This is a genomic window from uncultured Mediterranea sp. (assembly GCF_902493215.1).
Lineage (GTDB): Bacteria > Bacteroidota > Bacteroidia > Bacteroidales > Bacteroidaceae > Bacteroides.
Map to the genome: position 1 here is coordinate 18,766 of NZ_CABUOL010000020.1, position 17,068 is coordinate 35,833.

General features: G+C 48.8%; 15 protein-coding genes. 7 read left to right on the forward strand and 8 right to left on the reverse strand.

The window, feature by feature from the left end; genetic code table 11:
* Positions 1-9: 9 nt before the first annotated feature.
* The 7 genes from RDO88_RS11040 to RDO88_RS11070 all read right to left on the reverse strand — a co-directional run bounded on the left by RDO88_RS11040 (position 10) and on the right by RDO88_RS11070 (position 6,943).
* Positions 10-594 carry an RnfABCDGE type electron transport complex subunit E gene (locus RDO88_RS11040; protein WP_307759426.1) on the reverse strand — a complete coding sequence of 195 codons (585 nt, stop codon included), beginning with the start codon at positions 592-594 and terminating at the stop codon, positions 10-12.
* Positions 595-611: 17 nt separating this feature from the next.
* Entirely contained in the window at positions 612-1,268 is a 657-nt protein-coding gene (locus RDO88_RS11045) for an RnfABCDGE type electron transport complex subunit G (RefSeq protein WP_307759427.1), read from the reverse strand.
* Complete coding sequence (locus RDO88_RS11050; RefSeq protein WP_307759428.1) at positions 1,265-2,257, reverse strand: RnfABCDGE type electron transport complex subunit D; 993 nt, start codon at positions 2,255-2,257, stop codon at positions 1,265-1,267. Before RDO88_RS11050 ends, RDO88_RS11045 begins: the two co-directional genes overlap by 4 nt.
* A 29-nt stretch (positions 2,258-2,286) precedes the next feature.
* Positions 2,287-3,624 (reverse strand): electron transport complex subunit RsxC, encoded by a 1,338-nt coding sequence (gene rsxC / locus RDO88_RS11055; RefSeq protein ID WP_307759429.1) that lies wholly within the window; start codon positions 3,622-3,624, stop codon positions 2,287-2,289.
* Positions 3,625-3,662: 38 nt separating this feature from the next.
* On the reverse strand, positions 3,663-4,586 hold the full coding sequence (locus tag RDO88_RS11060) for a Fe-S cluster domain-containing protein (RefSeq protein ID WP_307759430.1): 924 nt from the start codon (positions 4,584-4,586) through the stop codon (positions 3,663-3,665).
* A gap of 34 nt (positions 4,587-4,620) precedes the next feature.
* Positions 4,621-5,043 (reverse strand): SoxR reducing system RseC family protein, encoded by a 423-nt coding sequence (locus RDO88_RS11065; protein ID WP_307759431.1) that lies wholly within the window; start codon positions 5,041-5,043, stop codon positions 4,621-4,623.
* Between the two features lie 253 nt (positions 5,044-5,296).
* Positions 5,297-6,943, reverse strand: coding sequence for a DUF3078 domain-containing protein (locus RDO88_RS11070; protein ID WP_307759432.1), 1,647 nt, complete (start codon positions 6,941-6,943; stop codon positions 5,297-5,299).
* 169 nt (positions 6,944-7,112) lie between these two features.
* Between RDO88_RS11070 and RDO88_RS11075 the strand changes: the two genes are divergently transcribed.
* The 5 genes from RDO88_RS11075 (at position 7,113) to RDO88_RS11095 (ending at position 15,255) form a co-directional block, all read left to right on the forward strand.
* Positions 7,113-8,750 carry a CTP synthase gene (locus tag RDO88_RS11075; RefSeq protein WP_307759433.1) on the forward strand — a complete coding sequence of 546 codons (1,638 nt, stop codon included), beginning with the start codon at positions 7,113-7,115 and terminating at the stop codon, positions 8,748-8,750.
* A 40-nt stretch (positions 8,751-8,790) separates the two neighbouring features.
* Positions 8,791-10,641, forward strand: a complete 1,851-nt coding sequence (yidC, locus tag RDO88_RS11080) for a membrane protein insertase YidC (RefSeq protein ID WP_307759434.1) — start codon at positions 8,791-8,793, stop codon at positions 10,639-10,641.
* 142 nt (positions 10,642-10,783) lie between these two features.
* Positions 10,784-12,127, forward strand: a complete 1,344-nt coding sequence (locus RDO88_RS11085; RefSeq protein ID WP_307759435.1) for an MATE family efflux transporter — start codon at positions 10,784-10,786, stop codon at positions 12,125-12,127.
* A 574-nt stretch (positions 12,128-12,701) separates the two neighbouring features.
* Positions 12,702-13,514, forward strand: a complete 813-nt coding sequence (locus RDO88_RS11090) for a patatin-like phospholipase family protein (protein ID WP_307759436.1) — start codon at positions 12,702-12,704, stop codon at positions 13,512-13,514.
* A 40-nt stretch (positions 13,515-13,554) separates the two neighbouring features.
* On the forward strand, positions 13,555-15,255 hold the full coding sequence (locus RDO88_RS11095; RefSeq protein WP_307759437.1) for an alpha-amylase family glycosyl hydrolase: 1,701 nt from the start codon (positions 13,555-13,557) through the stop codon (positions 15,253-15,255).
* A 110-nt stretch (positions 15,256-15,365) separates the two neighbouring features.
* Here RDO88_RS11095 and RDO88_RS11100 read toward each other — a convergent pair whose 3' ends face one another.
* A complete protein-coding gene (locus tag RDO88_RS11100; protein ID WP_307759438.1) occupies positions 15,366-15,590 on the reverse strand; it encodes a hypothetical protein in 225 nt (74 codons plus the stop codon).
* A gap of 296 nt (positions 15,591-15,886) precedes the next feature.
* Here RDO88_RS11100 and RDO88_RS11105 point away from each other — a divergent pair, with 296 nt between their 5' ends.
* Together RDO88_RS11105 and RDO88_RS11110 are read left to right on the forward strand one after the other, a co-directional pair.
* Positions 15,887-16,552, forward strand: coding sequence for a TIGR02453 family protein (locus tag RDO88_RS11105; protein ID WP_307759439.1), 666 nt, complete (start codon positions 15,887-15,889; stop codon positions 16,550-16,552).
* Positions 16,553-16,592: 40 nt separating this feature from the next.
* Positions 16,593-17,039 carry a YhcH/YjgK/YiaL family protein gene (locus RDO88_RS11110; RefSeq protein ID WP_307759440.1) on the forward strand — a complete coding sequence of 149 codons (447 nt, stop codon included), beginning with the start codon at positions 16,593-16,595 and terminating at the stop codon, positions 17,037-17,039.
* The last annotated feature ends 29 nt before the right edge of the window (positions 17,040-17,068 follow it).

Here is a 17,068-nt window from a genome sequence, read left to right on the forward strand (position 1 = left end):
ATGAAGCTCTTATGCCTTCTTCAGTCGATTTACCAATGCAATGAGATAACCCAAGGCAATGAAAGCACCCGGAGCCAACACAAAAATCAGCATACCATATTCCTCAGGAATAATTGACAGGCCAAAAATTTTGCCGGTACCCAAAAACTCACGTACAGCACCCAGAAGTGTCAAAGCAATGGTAAAGCCCAAACCAATACCGATACCGTCGAACAAAGAAGCTATCGGATTATTTTTGGCAGCAAAAGCTTCAGCACGCCCCAGCACGATACAGTTCACTACAATCAGCGGAATGAAAAGGCCCAATGTAGCATACAATGCCGGTACATATGCCTGCATTACCATCTGAAGCAAAGTTACAAACGAAGCGATAACCACAATGTAAGAAGGAATACGTACCATATCGGGTATCAGATTCTTGATGGCAGATATAACTGCATTCGAACAGATAAGCACAAACATTGTGGCCAATCCCATGCCCATACCGTTGACGGCAGAGGAAGTAGTACCTAATGTAGGACACATACCCAGCAAAAGCACAAACGTCGGATTCTCCTTGACAATGCCGTTCATCAAAACTTTAAAGTTATTCATAAGTCAGGCTCCTTTCTTTATTTGACACTGACAGAATCTGCTGCAGATTCTGTAGCGGGTTGTTCAACATTCTTTTGAGTAGCGCCGGTAGCACCATCGGCCGTATTCTGACCTGCATAGGCTGCATAAGCTGTATTGACAGCATTCAAGAAAGCCCGAGAAGTGATGGTCGAAGCCGTAATGGCATCAACCTCGCCACCATCTTTGCTCACAGTAAGCGGGGCTGTACCAGGATTCTTACCTGTAATGTCACCCTTATTCCCTTTCTTAAACCAATCGGTAGCCTTGGAACCCAATCCAGGAGTTTCAGCATGGGAAAGCAATGAATAATCGATGATGTTACCCTGAGCATCAAAACCGACAAGAACCTTCAGATTGCCACCAAATCCCATTGCCTCTGCCTCGACGGCAGCACCAATATATTCGCCACCTTTCGTAGCAGGATATACAGCATATTCAACACCGTTCACATCCTGCATTTTCTTTTCAGCAATCGGATCGTTATCAAAACCTGGGACAACAGCCTTTACTGCATCACTCAGTGTCTTTGCATTAGCAGCGGCAATAGGCTCTTTAGTCAGTTCGTTAACCCATGCCAACAATGCGACGGAGATAGCTGTAACTCCCGTCAGCACCAACAACATATTTTTTAAAGACGATTCTAACTTTTTCATTTTTTCTTTGCTACCTCCCCGAAGCGCTTAGGTTTGACATACGTATTAATCAACGGAGTGAACGCATTCATAATGAGAATGGCGAAAGACATACCTTCGGGATAAGCACCGAACAGACGGATTATGACTGTCAGCAATCCGATGCAGACACCGTAGATAAGCATTCCCTTATGATTCATAGGCGAAGTTACATAATCGGTTGCCATAAAAATAGCACCCAACATCAGACCTCCTGACAACAGATGGGTAACACCGCAAGCATATTGGGCCGGATCTACCCAATGCATGATAGAAGCAAAGACGAATACTGTCACCAAAATGGATACAGGAACATGCCACGTAATGATTTTCTTCCAAAGCATGTAAACCAACCCGATCAACAGAGCCAAAGCACTTACTTCACCAATACATCCGGGGTTATTACCGAAGAACAAATCCAATGCGCTGGGAAGCTGATCCATTGAAAAGCCCGGCGCACCGTTGGCCACACCTTTCATAATAGCCAGAGGAGTAGCAGTAGTCACTGCGTCAGTATAGGCAACCATCTGTCCGACAGCCGGCCAACTCGTCATCTGCACAGGGAAAGAAAGCAAAAGGAACACACGTCCCACCAATGCAGGGTTAAACGGATTACAACCCAAGCCACCAAAAGACATCTTGCCCACGCCAATGGCAAAAAGGGCACCGATGATAATAATCCAAACAGGCAGATTAGAAGGCAGATTGAACGCCAACAGCACACCTGTAATAATGGCCGAGCCATCCAAAATGGTTGTCGTTTCTTTCTTCATGATAAACTTGCCGATGGCCCACTCAAAAAATACGCAAGCCAGCACGGAAGTCAAAGTAACAATCAATGCACCCACTCCAAAAAAGTAGAGCGACACGAGAAAAGCCGGCAGTAAGGCTACAAGCACGCCATACATATTCTTCTTCACACTGTCACCCCCATGAACGTGAGGCGATAGGGATACAATCAACTTATTCATAGATGTTTATTAATTCTATATATTACTATTTACTTTTTGGCTTGGCGTGCACGTATTATTGCACCTACTTTCGCCTTACCCAAACGGATAAAGTCAAGCATCGGGCGATTGGAGGGGCAAGTGAACTGGCACGATCCACATTCAATGCATGACATGATATCTTCTTTCTCCAAACGTTCAAAATCACCATGAGCCGATACGGTTGCAAGCAAGAATGGTTCCAGGCCCATCGGACAGGCACTCACACATTTGGCACAACGGATACAAGGTTGCACAGCACCACGCTTGGCCTCCTTGTCATTCATTATCAAGATGCCGGAACTTCCTTTAGCAGTGGGTACATCTGTATTGACAAGCGCTTTTCCCATCATAGGACCACCACCGATAATCTTGCCAGTATCTTCGGGCAGACCCCCACAGGCATCAATCAGCTGCTTCATGGGTGTACCGATACGAGCCAGGAAATTGGACGGTTTGGCCAGTGATTTTCCAGTCACCGTAATGACACGTTCGAACAAGGGTTTGTTTTTCTGCACAGCCTGATAAACAGCAAAAGCCGTACCTACATTCTGCACAACAGCACCTGTAGAAATAGGCAATGCCCCAGCAGCTACCTGACGCTGAATAATTGCATCAATCAGCTGCTTTTCACCACCCTGCGGATATTTCACCTTCAACGGTACAACTTCAATGCCCGGATAGGAAGAAGCCACCTTTGTCATCAGCTGAATGGCATCGGGCTTGTTGTTCTCAATTCCGATAAACGCCTTGTTTACTTTGACTGCTTTCATCAGAATAGTCACACCTACCACAATCTCTTCGGCGTGCTCAAGCATCAGCTGATGGTCGGCCGTTAGATAAGGCTCACATTCAACCGCATTGATAATGACACATTCGGCCTTGAATGCCGGAGGAGGGCAAAGTTTTACTTGTGTGGGGAAACAAGCACCACCCATACCTACAATACCTGCGTCGGCTATTTTCTTTACGATTTCTTCCGACGAAAGCGTGCATTCCTTTACCAATGTTTCAGAACGGTCAATGCTCTCTTCCCACTCATCTCCTTCCACATCTATAAAGATAGCCGGTTTGGGATAACCGCTTGCATCGACTATCGTATCTATTTTGGCCACTTTTCCACTCACGGAAGAATGGATGGCTGCAGATACAAATCCACCCGGTTCGGCAATCTTTGTACCCACCTTCACGACATCACCCTTAGCTACAATAGGCTTGGCCGGAGCACCGATATGCTGTCCCAACAAAATGACAGCCTTTGCCGGAACTTCAGCTTTAATGATAGGCTGATGTGCTGAAAGTTTATTTTCTTGTGGATGAACTCCACCGATTGAAAATGTCTTCAACATACAAATTTTGTATTTAGTCGTTTATTATTCTTGATTGATTATGCTTCTGCCTTCGGAGCTTCAGGATTCACTGCAGGAGCCTCCGTTTGAGGTTTCTCCACTTTGGGAGCAGATGCGACCTCAGCTTCCTCTGTCTTAGGTTTGCGCGGAGGGAAGTTCAAGGCCACGATGGCATTCTGCGGACAGGCTTCCTCGCACTTACGGCAAGACTTACATTTGTCCGGATTGATATAAGCCAAATTGTTTTCCAGTGTAATGGCTTCAAACGGACATACCTTCACACACTTTCCACAACCGATACAAGCTGCCGTACAAGCCTTGCGGGCCACAGCACCCTTATCCTTGTTCACACACTGAACATACACACGACGCGACTTTTTCCCTTGCGGACGAATCTCGATGATATTACGCGGACATGCCTTGGCACAAGCACCACAAGCCGTACACTTGGCTTCATCTACTTCGGGAAGTCCCGTTTCAGGATTCATACGGATAGCGCCGAACTGACATGCCGATACACAATCACCACATCCCAAACAACCGTAACTGCAACCTGTTTCACCACCATAAAGTGAAGAAGCGATGGCACAACTTTTAGCACCATCATACTGATTGAGACGGGGACGGTTCTGGCACGTACCATTACATCTCACTACGGCTACTTTTGGTTCGGATACAGCAGCAGCCAATCCAAGGATATCGGCCACTTTCGCCATAACAGGTTGTCCACCTACCGGACAAAGCTTGCCTTCAAGCGATCCGGCTTTGACACAAGCATCGGCAAATCCGCTGCAACCTGGGTAACCACATCCACCGCAGTTTGCCTGAGGCAACACAGCTGCAACCTGAGCAATCCGCGGATCTTCATACACAGCAAATTTTTTGGAAGCGACATAAAGGATGGCAGCCAGTACCAACGCAATCACGCCCAACGAAATTACTGCAATCAGAATTACATTCATAATGTTTGTTGTTTATTAATTATTTGAATTTTAGTTAGTTCATCGGTTGGATAGAGAAGGAGAATTTCCGTTTCAAGCGGTTTCTGCCCAACCACAATACAAAATAGTAGGGTATCAGCAACGCCAAAGCACACAAAGCAGCATACAATTCATGGTGCCATAACGCCATAAAGGCAAAAAGCGCTGTCACCAACAAAAGGAAAGGCAGGACAAAGGCCAGGCACACAGCCATATACCCCATGGAAAGTCTCCCCGTCACCCACACATGCTCGCCAGGATGACAAGTTCGGGCAAAAGCTGCATCGACCACGTCAATCAGTTTTTCTTTGGAATCGGCAGAAGAACAATGTCCCTTGATACTACAGGCAGCACAGGCAGAAGTTTGAACGATTCTGACCTGCAAGTGGGACCCTTCTATGTTTTCCACAATACCTTGATGTCTTATAATATCTGTCATTTTGCAAAGTGCGCATTACAAATCGCGGCAAATTTAAGCATTATTTATGAACTACAAGTCATTCTTATGCATTTTCTGTGTGCGCAAACATTCTTTTTTCAAAAAAACATTGGTTTAACGCTCACAAAGCAGTCTTTCTTTCAGTAAAAAGCACTGTTTTTCCATCCGTTAAAAAATAAATCAGGTATGAACAAGCGGGCCATTACCCGCTTTGCCCATACCTGATATCATAATTACAATAGCTTGTTCCGAATTACCACGAATAATTGAGTCCGAATCCTAACGTCTCAGTAGCCTGAAAATAGTCATCGCCTACTGTCGGCTTCGTACTGTCATCATAACGCGCCAATACGTAGAGTTTGGCAGAGAGGAAACGGGTCAATATAAAGTCGATGTTGTTTTCCCATTCTGCACGTACCCATTCATAACTCGTCAAATAATCGAGACGCGACCTCAGTTTGATGGAAGGAATAATCGTCCACTCAAAATTTGTCTGAACCTGAGAACCAAAGCTGTGTTTCACTGATGCCCCTTCCTCCAAGCCATAACCGACCTCATTCACTTTGCTATTGCCGACATAACGCATAGAGTGCGTGAAAGGCGCCATAAATACAGACAATTTATATTTGGTTTTTTCCAGCTTATAGTCCATACCGATACTGGTTGCCCAATCCAAAGGTGCCAGGAACGCCGCTTTCAAGTCCTTGCTGTTTGTACCATACGAATTATAGATCTGCGTCTTCAACTCTGTAGATATGGTATAGTACCATTTGGCTATTGCCTTGATACCCAATTTACTATAAAGACGGAGTTGGTCGCTGGTTACCAAGAACTTATGTACGGTATCCGAAGGTGCCGAGTTGATATTGGTTTTGATTTCCAACAGATTTTCCCATTCCACCTTTTCCTTGTCATTATAGTTGGCTCTCAACAGCAAATTGATAAGGAACGAATTGGAACCTTCACCACCTTTATACCAGTTGCGGGAAATACTGTTTTGTGAGAACGACAGCGATCCGCTTCCCGATGTTACCCACCAATTGGGCTTGTGAATTACCACTCCTGCCTCTTCATTGAACGTAATATCCTTTTTCTTGATGAGCTTGGTAACTGAAGGTTTCGACGAAATTTCCCCTTCAATATCATCCTTGAATACTTTCTTTTCCATCACTTCGTCTTCCGTCAACACGATTTTGTTCGGACACTCCACATAAGCAGCCAACAGAGCACGGTCAACCGCGCTGTTCGTCTGCTCAAATGTCTGGAATGTCTGCTTGTCAATCGGCAACAACTTTTCATTGAGTTCCGAATCCGATATCGTATCATTCACGTACGATGGTTTCCAGTTCAACTTTGAAATTCGCTCCATCGGTGAATAGTAGAAAGTAAAAGGCAAGAATAACCTGAAATATTTGGGATCGGACACGATATAACGCTCCGGCGTCGAAGGATCGTTCAAGTACTCCAAAACGCCCAAATGCTTCTGATACAAAAAGGAGACCGTATCGAGCTGCGCCACCGTAGCCGTATCCGACGTCTTATTCAGTTTCAACAAACAATATTGCGCCAAGAAGTCCGACAGCTTGGGCTCACTCTCTTTTTTGACTTTCGCCTTTCCTTTCGTTACTTTCTTATTTGCTTTCAGCGTGTCAGCCGGAAGCGGAACAAGCTTCAAGGAGTCGGCCTGCAACGTGTCAGGTCGTAACGAATCAACTTTTAAAGAATCGGCTACTGATGCAGAATCCACAACCAAGTGCTGTTTGACAGTATCACCCAATATCACACTGTCTTCCACTTGTCCATACCCTGTCCTGTCCAGTTGTCCGACAGGTACCTGTGCTGATAGCGGCGTGGAAATCATCACTATCATTGTCCACGCCCAAAGATGTCCATTCTTCATACGAGTCATAATATCTGTTTAAAGCCCTAAAATCACGATACGGGCACAAAATTAGCTTAAAATATTTACTTCATCCTCTTTTTTTTGTAATTTTGCAGCTTAAAAATGCAATTGCATACACAATTGCACTCGACATCAGACATATAACAAATTAAAACCTATTATAGTTGTGGGAGAAACAAAGTATATTTTCGTCACCGGTGGCGTTGCCTCTTCGTTAGGCAAGGGAATCATCTCATCTTCCATCGGCAAGCTGCTTCAGGCAAGAGGCTACAAAGTAACTATCCAGAAATTTGACCCGTACATCAACATCGACCCGGGAACACTGAACCCTTACGAACATGGTGAATGCTATGTAACAGTAGACGGTCATGAAGCCGACCTCGATTTAGGTCACTACGAACGGTTCCTGGGCATCCAGACGACCAAGGCCAACAACATTACGACAGGCCGCATCTACAAGAGTGTCATCGACAAGGAACGCCGTGGCGATTATCTGGGCAAGACCATCCAGATCATTCCGCACATCACGGATGAAATCAAGCGTAACGTCAAACTGCTGGGCAACAAATATAAATTCGACTTTGTCATTACCGAAATCGGTGGTACCGTAGGCGACATTGAGTCGTTGCCCTATCTGGAAAGCATCCGTCAGTTGAAGTGGGAACTTGGAAGAGATGCTCTGTGTGTCCACCTTACTTATGTACCTTACCTGGCAGCAGCTGGAGAGCTGAAGACCAAGCCGACACAACACAGCGTAAAGGAACTGCAGAGTGCGGGTATACAGCCCGACGTACTGGTACTGCGCACAGAACACGAACTGAGCCTGAACCTCCGTAAGAAAGTAGCGCTGTTCTGTAATGTAGATGTCGACGCTGTAGTACAGAGTATTGACGCTCCTACCATCTACGAAGTGCCCATCCTGATGCAGGCACAGAAGCTGGACGAAACCATTTTGAAGAAAATGGGTCTTCCTGTTGGCGATACGCCGGGGCTGGGACCTTGGCGCAGCTTCCTGGAACGCCGCCACAAGGCCGAAAATACAGAACCGATTCACATCGCTTTGGTTGGAAAATACGACCTGCAGGATGCCTACAAATCCATCCGCGAAGCTCTTTCACAGGCCGGTACCTATAATGACCGCAAAGTATCCGTTGACTTCGTGAACAGCGAAAAGCTGACGGACGACAATATTGCCGAAGCCCTGAAGGGAATGTCTGCAGTACTTATCGGCCCCGGATTCGGCGAACGTGGCATCAACGGTAAGTTTGTAGCTATCAAATATGCCCGCACTCACGACATACCGACTTTTGGTATCTGTCTGGGTATGCAGTGTATCGCCATTGAATTTGCACGTGACGTGCTGGGATATGCCGATGCCAATTCGCGCGAGATGAACGAAAAGACGCCCCACAATGTCATCGACATCATGGAAGAGCAGAAGTCCATCACCAACATGGGCGGCACAATGCGTCTGGGCGCATACGAATGTGTATTGCAAAAGGGAAGCAAGGCTTACGAAGCATACGGAACGGAGCACATTCAGGAACGTCATCGCCATCGTTATGAATTCAACAACCAGTACAAGGCTGAATACGAAGCGGCCGGCATGAAATGCACGGGTATCAATCCTGAGTCCGACCTCGTGGAAATCGTAGAGATTCCTACGCTCCGCTGGTTCATCGGTACACAGTTCCACCCCGAATACAGCAGTACCGTGCTCCATCCGCACCCGCTGTTTGTATCCTTCGTAAAAGCAGCCATCGAATATCACGAAGACGAGAAAAAGAAACAGACGAACAACTAATTCATCTTAATCATATTCATATTAAACAGAAAAGATCCCAATGGATAAAAATACCATTACCGGACTTGTGCTGATAGCTATCCTTCTGGTCGGTTTCAGTTTCCTGAGCCGTCCCAGCAAGGAGCAGCTGGAAGCCCAAAAACGTTACTACGACTCCATCGCTCTGGTACAACAGCGCGAAGCCGACTTGAAAGCCAAAGCCGAAGCAGCCCTTGCCAACGAAAAGGCCGAAGCCGTCAACGACTCCACCTCCTTGTTCTTCGGAGCCCTGCAGGGAGCAGATTCGCTGGTTACCCTCCAGAACGATGTAATGGAACTGGCCGTCTGCACCAAAGGTGGTACACCGTTCTCGGTTACCTTAAAGGAATATATGGAGCAGGACAAGAAGACTCCCGTTACCTTGTTCAATGGCAATGACATCAATCTGAATTTCCTGTTCTACAACAAACAGGAAACCATCCAGAGCCGGAACTATTATTTCAAGGCTGTCAACCACACGGACAGCACGCTCACCATGCGTCTTTCTGCCAGTGCCGACAGCTACATTGATTTCAACTACGGCTTGCGCCAAGGTTCTTATCTGGTAGACTTCAGCATTCGGGCCGTAGGTATGGAAGGCAAGTTAGCATCGGGCAACAAGCACGTGGACATCGAATGGTCACAGCGTGCCCGCCAAATTGAAAAAGGATATACTTACGAAAACCGCCTGGCCGAACTGACCTATAAAATCAGCGGTGAAGGCACCGACTATCTTTCCGCCGCCAAGAACGACGAAAAGGAAGTAGCCGAACCCTTGAACTGGATTGCATTCAAGAACCAGTTCTTCTCATCGGTCTTCATCACAGATGCAAACTTTGAGAAAGCCAAACTGGCCTCCAAGATGGAGACACAGGGCAGTGGTTATATCAAAGACTACTCGGCCGAAATGAATACGCTGTTCGATCCGAGTGGAAAAGACGCCACACAGATGTATTTCTACTTCGGTCCCAACCACTACAAGACTCTGACCGCACTCGACAACGACCGCGACAACGAGTGGGAACTGAACAAACTGGTTTACCTGGGTTGGCCTCTCTTCCGATGGGTAAACAAATGGTTCATCATCAACATTTTCGACTGGCTCTCGGGCTGGGGTCTCAGCATGGGTATGGTGTTGCTTTTCCTGACGCTCATCGTCAAGGCTGTGGTATTCCCCGCTACATGGAAGACTTATCTGTCATCGGCCAAAATGCGTGTATTGAAGCCGAAAATCGATGTCATCAACCAGAAGTATCCCAAACAGGAAGATGCCATGAAAAAGCAGCAGGAGATTATGACCCTCTACAGTCAGTATGGTGTCAGCCCGATGGGCGGCTGTCTGCCGATGCTCATTCAGATGCCGGTACTGATTGCGCTGTTCATGTTCATCCCGAGTGCCATCGAACTGCGTCAGCAGGGTTTCCTGTGGGCCGACGACCTTTCAACCTATGATGCCTTCGTCACCTTCCCGTTCCGCATTCCGTTCCTGGGTGATCACCTCAGCCTGTTCTGTGTGCTGATGACTGTGACCAACATCCTGAACACGAAATACATGATGCAACAACAGGATACCGGTGCCAACCCGCAGATGGCTGCCATGAAATGGATGTCCTATCTGATGCCCATCATGTTCCTGTTCATCCTGAACGACTATCCGTCGGGGCTGAACTACTACTACTTCATCTCTACCCTTATCAGTGTGATAACGACTATCGTACTGCGCAAGACAACCAACGAGGCGAAGTTGCTCGCCCAGCTGGAAGCCAACAAGAAGGATCCCAAGAAGATGAAGACATCCGGCTTTGCCGCACGCCTCGAGGCTATGCAGAAACAGCAGGAAGAACTGATGAGACAACGGCAAAACCGTAAATAAGAGACCAGGAATATATATGGTAAAGCATTCAAGCAAACTATAAGAGCTATTCTCCTGACACGGATGACGCGGAAAACACGGATAAAAGCAAATCTGTGTTGTCCGCGTCATTTGTTTTTTAATCCAATGAAAAAGACGAAACATGAAAACAACATCCTCTACCCATTATACCGACAAGCAGATTTGGCTCATCGCCTACCCCATTCTCATCAGCCTGATTATGGAACAGATGATCGGAATGACCGACACCGCCTTCCTGGGCCGGGTCGGTGAAGTGGAACTGGGAGCTTCCGCCATTGCCGGAGTGTTCTACATGGTCATCTTCATGGTCGCGTTCGGATTCAGCATCGGGACGCAGATACTCATCGCCCGCCGCAACGGCGAGCAGCAATACCACGAGATAGGGTCTCTGTTCTATCAGGGCATCTATTTCCAGACGGGACTTGCTGCCGTATTGTTCCTCCTCTCCTATTGCTTCTCGCCCCTGCTGCTGAAGCGCATCATTGCTTCCCCACAGATTTACGAAGCAGCCACATCCTACCTGCATTGGCGCGTGTTCGGTGCCTTCTTCTCATTCAGCGCCGTCATCTTCCGTGCCTTCTTCCTGGGTACTACACAGACACGCACACTGACACTGAACTCTGTGGTCATGGTGCTGAGCAACGTGGTGTTCAACTACGTCCTCATCTTCGGTAAACTGGGCCTGCCTGCGCTGGGTATTGCGGGAGCAGCCATCGGTTCGTCGCTCGCCGAGCTGGTATCGCTCGTGTTCTTCATCGTCTATACCCGCTGCCGCATCGACTGCCGCAAGTATGGCCTCGACCGCATTCCACGGTTACAGCTACCAGTATTGCGCCGTATGCTGGACGTATCATTCTGGACCATGTTGCAGAACTTCATTTCACTCTCTACGTGGTTTCTTTTCTTCCTCTACATCGAGCATCTGGGCGAAAGGCCGCTGGCTGTCACCAACATCATCCGCAGCGTCAGCGGTATCTTGTTCATGGTCATGATGGCCTTTGCCTCGACCTGCGGCTCGCTGGTCAGCAACCTTATAGGAGCAGGCCATGCTGACAGTGTACGCCCCACTATCCGCCAGCACATCCGCCTGGCCTACTGGCTGGTGTTACCGCTGGCCCTGTTTTTCAGCCTGTTCCCCCATGCAGTGCTGGGCATCTATACCGACATTGAAGAGTTGCGTCAGGCTGCCGTCCCCTCGTTGTGGGTCATGTGTGCGACATATCTGTTACTGGTTCCGGCCAATGTCTACTTCCAGGCAGTCTCCGGTACGGGTAATACACGCACAGCCCTGTGCCTGGAACTCGGCGTGCTGGTCATCTATGTGGCCTATATCACGTTCATCATCCTTTACCTGCGGCTCGACGTAGCCCTGTGCTGGACTTCCGAACTGGTTTATGCTGCCTTCATCCTGCTCTTCTGCCATCGGTATATCTGCCGTGGAAACTGGGCCTGCAGAAAAATCTGAAGTCCATCAGTTTGCTACCCTTCAGTGGAAATATCCGACATATTGACGCAAACTAAACCATTCTGCTGACAAGCGCTTATACTAGAAAGCACCGAAAAGGTGTCTGAAAGTCTTTATATGTGCGAAAGGAAGCCCGCAAACCAGCGGAACATTACCGTTTTTTGGGCAAAAGATTGTATATGTTTGACGTTTACATCGCATGTTTTGGAACAAGACATTGCATGATAGGAGCAAAAACATTGCATCTTTTGCCCCAAAACGTACCTTTTTACAGCTCCATCTGCCCGTTTTCTTTTCATTTTCAGCCGATGAGAGCCTATTTTTCGTCTATTTCAAATGTAAAGATTTCGCTATCCCATTCATTACAAGCAAGAAAGCCCTGTTCCGCTTCGTTCTTTTCCGTCGCGTCCTCCGACAGTTCGAAACAAGCGATTCTCAGGCCATTGGGAAAACAAAATGTCACTTTGTCAAAAACAGCTGGAAACAAATTCATTTTCTGTACGATTAATTTGCCCAAGTTTCTTTCTTCTTTTCAGAATTTCCGTATCTTCGTGCCAAGAAAAACAGATTGTATATGGAAGCGACTGCCAACAACTACTTCACCAACAAATATCCGACAGGCTTCGCCCTGAGCGGAGGCTTCATCAAGGGATTTGCCCATCTGGGCGTGATGCAGGCTCTTCTGGAGCACGACATCAAGCCCGACATCCTGGCGGGAGTCAGTGCCGGAGCACTGGCAGGTGTCTTCTATGCCGACGGAAACGAACCGCACGAAGTACTGAAATATTTTGCCGGCCACACGTTTCAGGACCTCACCAAGCTGGTCATCCCCAAAGTGGGCCTGTTCGAGCTGGAAGAGTTCATCGACTTCCTGCGAAGTAACCTCAAAGCCCGCCGGCTGGAAGAGTTGAAGACCCCCCTCATCGTGACTGCCACCGATCTGGACCACGGGCGGCTGGTAAACTTCCACAAGGGTGAAATAGCCGAACGCGTAGCCGCCTCGTGCTGCATGCCGGTACTCTTCGCGCCCGTGTGCATCGACGGTACCAACTACGTGGACGGCGGTGTACTGATGAACCTGCCCGTGAGCATCATCCGCCGCGTGTGCGAGAAGGTAGTGGCCATCAACGTCAGCCCCCTCATGGCTCCCAAGTACAAGATGAACATCGTGAGCATCGCCCTGCGCTCCTATAACTTCATGTTCCGTTCCAACACCTTCCCCGAACGCGAGAAGGCCGACCTGCTCATCGAGCCTACCAACCTGGCCGAATACAGCAACCGGGAACTGGAGAAGGCGGAAGAAATCTTCATGCACGGATACGATACCGCGCGCGAAACCCTTGCCCGCCTGCTGGAAGAGAAAGGGAGCGTGTGGAAAACAGAATAAGACAGATTATACCATAATGACCTCTAATATTATAAAGAATATGAACAACGACGACAACAAACTCATCATCTACCAAGTGTTCACCCGACTCTTCGGTAACAACAATAATCATTGCATCCACAACGGAAGCATGGCCGAGAACAGCTGCGGCAAGATGGCCGACTTTACCGGCAAGGCATTGGACGAAATCAAGCGTCTGGGTGCCACGCATGTATGGTACACGGGCATCATCGAGCACGCCACGCAGACCGACTACCGCCGCTACAACATCCGCCCCGACCATCCGGCCATCGTCAAGGGGAAGGCAGGCTCGCCCTACGCCATCAAGGACTACTACGATGTAGACCCCGACCTGGCCAAAGACGTGCCCGGACGCATGAAGGAATTCGAAAATCTGGTGCAGCGCACCCACCGCAGCGGCCTGAAAGTCATCATCGACTTCGTACCCAACCACGTGGCACGCCAATACCATTCGGACACACAGCCCGACGGCACTACTCAGCTCGGCGCCAACGACGACCCGCACTATGCCTTCAGTCCCTACAACAACTTCTACTACATCCCGCAGAGCGAGCTCCACGGCCAGTTCGACATGAAAGGCAGCGCCGCCGAGCCCTACCACGAATACCCGGCCAAAGCTACTGGGAACAACCGTTTTGACGCCACCCCCGGCATCGACGACTGGTACGAAACAATCAAGCTTAACTATGGTGTAGACTATCAGAACGGAGGCACCCGGCACTTCGACCCGACACCCGACACCTGGAGCAAGATGCTGGACATCCTGCTCTTCTGGGCCTCCAAACACATCGACGGTTTCCGCTGCGACATGGCCGAGATGGTACCGGTTGAGTTCTGGGAATGGGCCATCCCGCAAGTAAAGGAACAATACCCCGACGTACTCTTCATCGCCGAAGTCTACAATCCGAACGAATATCACAACTACCTGTTCCGCGGCCACTTCGACTATCTGTACGACAAGGTAGGACTCTATGACACACTCCGTGCCATCGTATGCGGCCACGAATCGGCCACCGCCATCACCCGCTGCTGGCAGAGCCTGGGAGGCATCGAACAGCGCATGCTCAACTTCCTGGAGAACCACGACGAACAGCGCATCGCCTCCGATTTCTTTGCCGGCGTTCCCTGGAAAGCCATCCCCGCCCTGATTGTAGCAGCCTGCATGAACACCAACCCCATGATGGTCTACTTCGGACAGGAGTTGGGCGAACGGGGTATGGACCACGAAGGTTTCAGCGGATGCGACGGCCGCACCACCATCTTCGACTACTGGAGCGTAGACACCATCCGCCGCTGGCGAAACGGAGGCAAGTTCGACGGCCGTATGCTGACCGACGACGAGAAACGCCTGCAAGCCGCCTACCGTCGCGTCCTCACCCTCTGCCGTGAAGAGAAAGCCATCTCTCAAGGCCAGTTCTTCGACCTGATGTATGCCAATATCGGTGGCTGGCGCTTCAACGAACACCGCCAGTTCACCTTCCTGCGAAAGTACGGGAACGAAGTACTGCTTTTCGTCATCAACTTCGACCCCGTGCCTGCGGAAGTGGCGGTCAACATCCCCTCCCATGCCTTCAGCTTCCTGCAGATACCGCAAGTGGAACACTACCAGGCTGTCGACCTGCTCACAGGTGAACGGGAAGCGGTCTGCCTGCTGCCCTACAAGGCTACAGAGACCAGCGTCCGCGGCTATGGCGCAAAGATATTAAAGTTCACACTGTAAAATTTGTTCAGATTCGGATAGAAGGACAAAAGAACAACATCTTTTGAGAGATATACATACTCTTTTTTGTTCTTTTGTTCTTCTGTCCGAATATTCTTCCTGTCAAAGGCCTATTCTCCCAGTACTTCTTTCAACAAATACAGCCGCGTGATAGCCGGGTTGTAGAACGGATCGGGATAATGCGCCTTGATATCGTTCAGGTTGGCCTGCACGAAACGCGGCACATCGAATATATGTTCGGCCTCGTTCAGGCTCACTTCCTGAGGGAAAGAAGCCTTTTCCGCCCAGTCCGTCAGGGCGCGTACACTGTCTTCGTCGTAAGCGTATTCTTTCATAAAACTGCTGTTTTTTTACCGTTTTGCAAAGGTAACACAAAAAAAATCATTTTTCCATTGAACAAAATAAAAACGCCGTTGTTATATAGATGTGTTTTTCATAGTATTAGATATAAGATTAATTTGCATCGGGTTTGCTTGTGAAAGTAGACTACGGCACAACAGAAGCGTCTGTTGGAACAATGAATGCTTTTTAAAGCATCGGTTTTCCCCAAGCCGATGCTTTTTTTTGTCTACTTATTGGCAGTTTAGAAATTTTATTTGTAAGTTTGTCCATCGATAAGAAACAGCAGTATATGAATATACCCGTGATATTTCAATTCCTGAAGGAAATTGCTGCCAACAACAACCGGGAATGGTTCCAGCAGCATCGCGAACGGTACGAAGCGGCACGCCACGAATTCGAAAACCTGCTGACGGCCGTCATCGCACGTATCTCGCAGTTCGACGAAACGGTAAAAGGCATCGAAGCCAAGGACTGCACCTACCGCATCTACCGCGACACCCGCTTCACCGAAGACAAGACTCCCTACAAGACCCACATGGGAGGGTACATCAACGCCAAAGGCAAAAAATCGGACCACTGCGGTTACTACCTGCACCTGGAACCGGGCAACTGCCTGCTGGCCGGAGGAAGCTACTGCCCCCCTCCTGCCCTGCTGAAGGCCCTGCGACAGGCGGTATATGACAACATCGACGAATTCCGCAGCATCGTGGAAGATCCCGACTTCCGGAAATATTTCCCTACAGTGGGCGAAACGTTCCTGAAAACAGCACCCAAAGGATTTCCAAAGGACTTCCCCTACCTGAAGTACCTGCAATGCAAGGAGTACACCGTGAACTGCCCGCTGCCCGATGACTTTTTCCTGCAACCGGACTTCCTGGACCGGACGGCGGACATCTTCCGGCAGATGAAGCGCTTTGCCGACTTCGTAAACTATACCATCGATGACTTTGAATGAGAATAAAAAACGATTATAACTAACTTAATACATTGGAATTATGATTATAGACAGACTGGAAAACCTGGAAAAATATGCATCGCTGAACCCGCTCTTCGCACGGGCAATCGAGTTTCTGAAATCTAATGACCTGGCTGCGCTCGAACCGGGAAAGACAGAGTTGCAGGGCAAGGACCTCCTTGTGAACGTGACCGAAACCAAGCCCAAGGCCAAGGAACAGGCACGCCTGGAGACGCACCGTGACTTCATTGACATACAGATACCGCTCTCGGGGACGGAAGTGATGGGGTACACACCCGCCGCAGCCTGTCTGCCGGCCGACGCGCCCTACAATGAAGAGAAGGACATCACCTTCTTCGAGGGGCTGGCGGAAAGCTACATTGCCGTGAAGCCCGGCATGTTTGCCATCTTCTTCCCGCAGGACGGACATGCGCCCGGCATCACGCCCGACGGTGTGAAGAAGATTATCGTAAAAGTGAAAGCCTGACAAACCTATAGAGTAACAAACCATAAAAA

What these genes read in the sequence shown, in the direction of transcription:
- RDO88_RS11040 (WP_307759426.1), bottom strand. Translation starts at nt 594, where the DNA reads ATGAATAACTTTAAAGTTTTGATGAACGGCATTGTCAAGGAGAATCCG.
- RDO88_RS11045 (WP_307759427.1), bottom strand. Translation starts at nt 1,268, where the DNA reads ATGAAAAAGTTAGAATCGTCTTTAAAAAATATGTTGTTGGTGCTGACG.
- RDO88_RS11050 (WP_307759428.1), bottom strand. Translation starts at nt 2,257, where the DNA reads ATGAATAAGTTGATTGTATCCCTATCGCCTCACGTTCATGGGGGTGAC.
- rsxC (WP_307759429.1), bottom strand. Translation starts at nt 3,624, where the DNA reads ATGTTGAAGACATTTTCAATCGGTGGAGTTCATCCACAAGAAAATAAA.
- RDO88_RS11060 (WP_307759430.1), bottom strand. Translation starts at nt 4,586, where the DNA reads ATGAATGTAATTCTGATTGCAGTAATTTCGTTGGGCGTGATTGCGTTG.
- RDO88_RS11065 (WP_307759431.1), bottom strand. Translation starts at nt 5,043, where the DNA reads ATGACAGATATTATAAGACATCAAGGTATTGTGGAAAACATAGAAGGG.
- RDO88_RS11070 (WP_307759432.1), bottom strand. Translation starts at nt 6,943, where the DNA reads ATGAAGAATGGACATCTTTGGGCGTGGACAATGATAGTGATGATTTCC.
- yidC (WP_307759434.1), top strand. Translation starts at nt 8,791, where the DNA reads ATGGATAAAAATACCATTACCGGACTTGTGCTGATAGCTATCCTTCTG.
- RDO88_RS11085 (WP_307759435.1), top strand. Translation starts at nt 10,784, where the DNA reads ATGAAAACAACATCCTCTACCCATTATACCGACAAGCAGATTTGGCTC.
- RDO88_RS11090 (WP_307759436.1), top strand. Translation starts at nt 12,702, where the DNA reads ATGGAAGCGACTGCCAACAACTACTTCACCAACAAATATCCGACAGGC.
- RDO88_RS11095 (WP_307759437.1), top strand. Translation starts at nt 13,555, where the DNA reads ATGAACAACGACGACAACAAACTCATCATCTACCAAGTGTTCACCCGA.
- RDO88_RS11100 (WP_307759438.1), bottom strand. Translation starts at nt 15,590, where the DNA reads ATGAAAGAATACGCTTACGACGAAGACAGTGTACGCGCCCTGACGGAC.
- RDO88_RS11105 (WP_307759439.1), top strand. Translation starts at nt 15,887, where the DNA reads ATGAATATACCCGTGATATTTCAATTCCTGAAGGAAATTGCTGCCAAC.
- RDO88_RS11110 (WP_307759440.1), top strand. Translation starts at nt 16,593, where the DNA reads ATGATTATAGACAGACTGGAAAACCTGGAAAAATATGCATCGCTGAAC.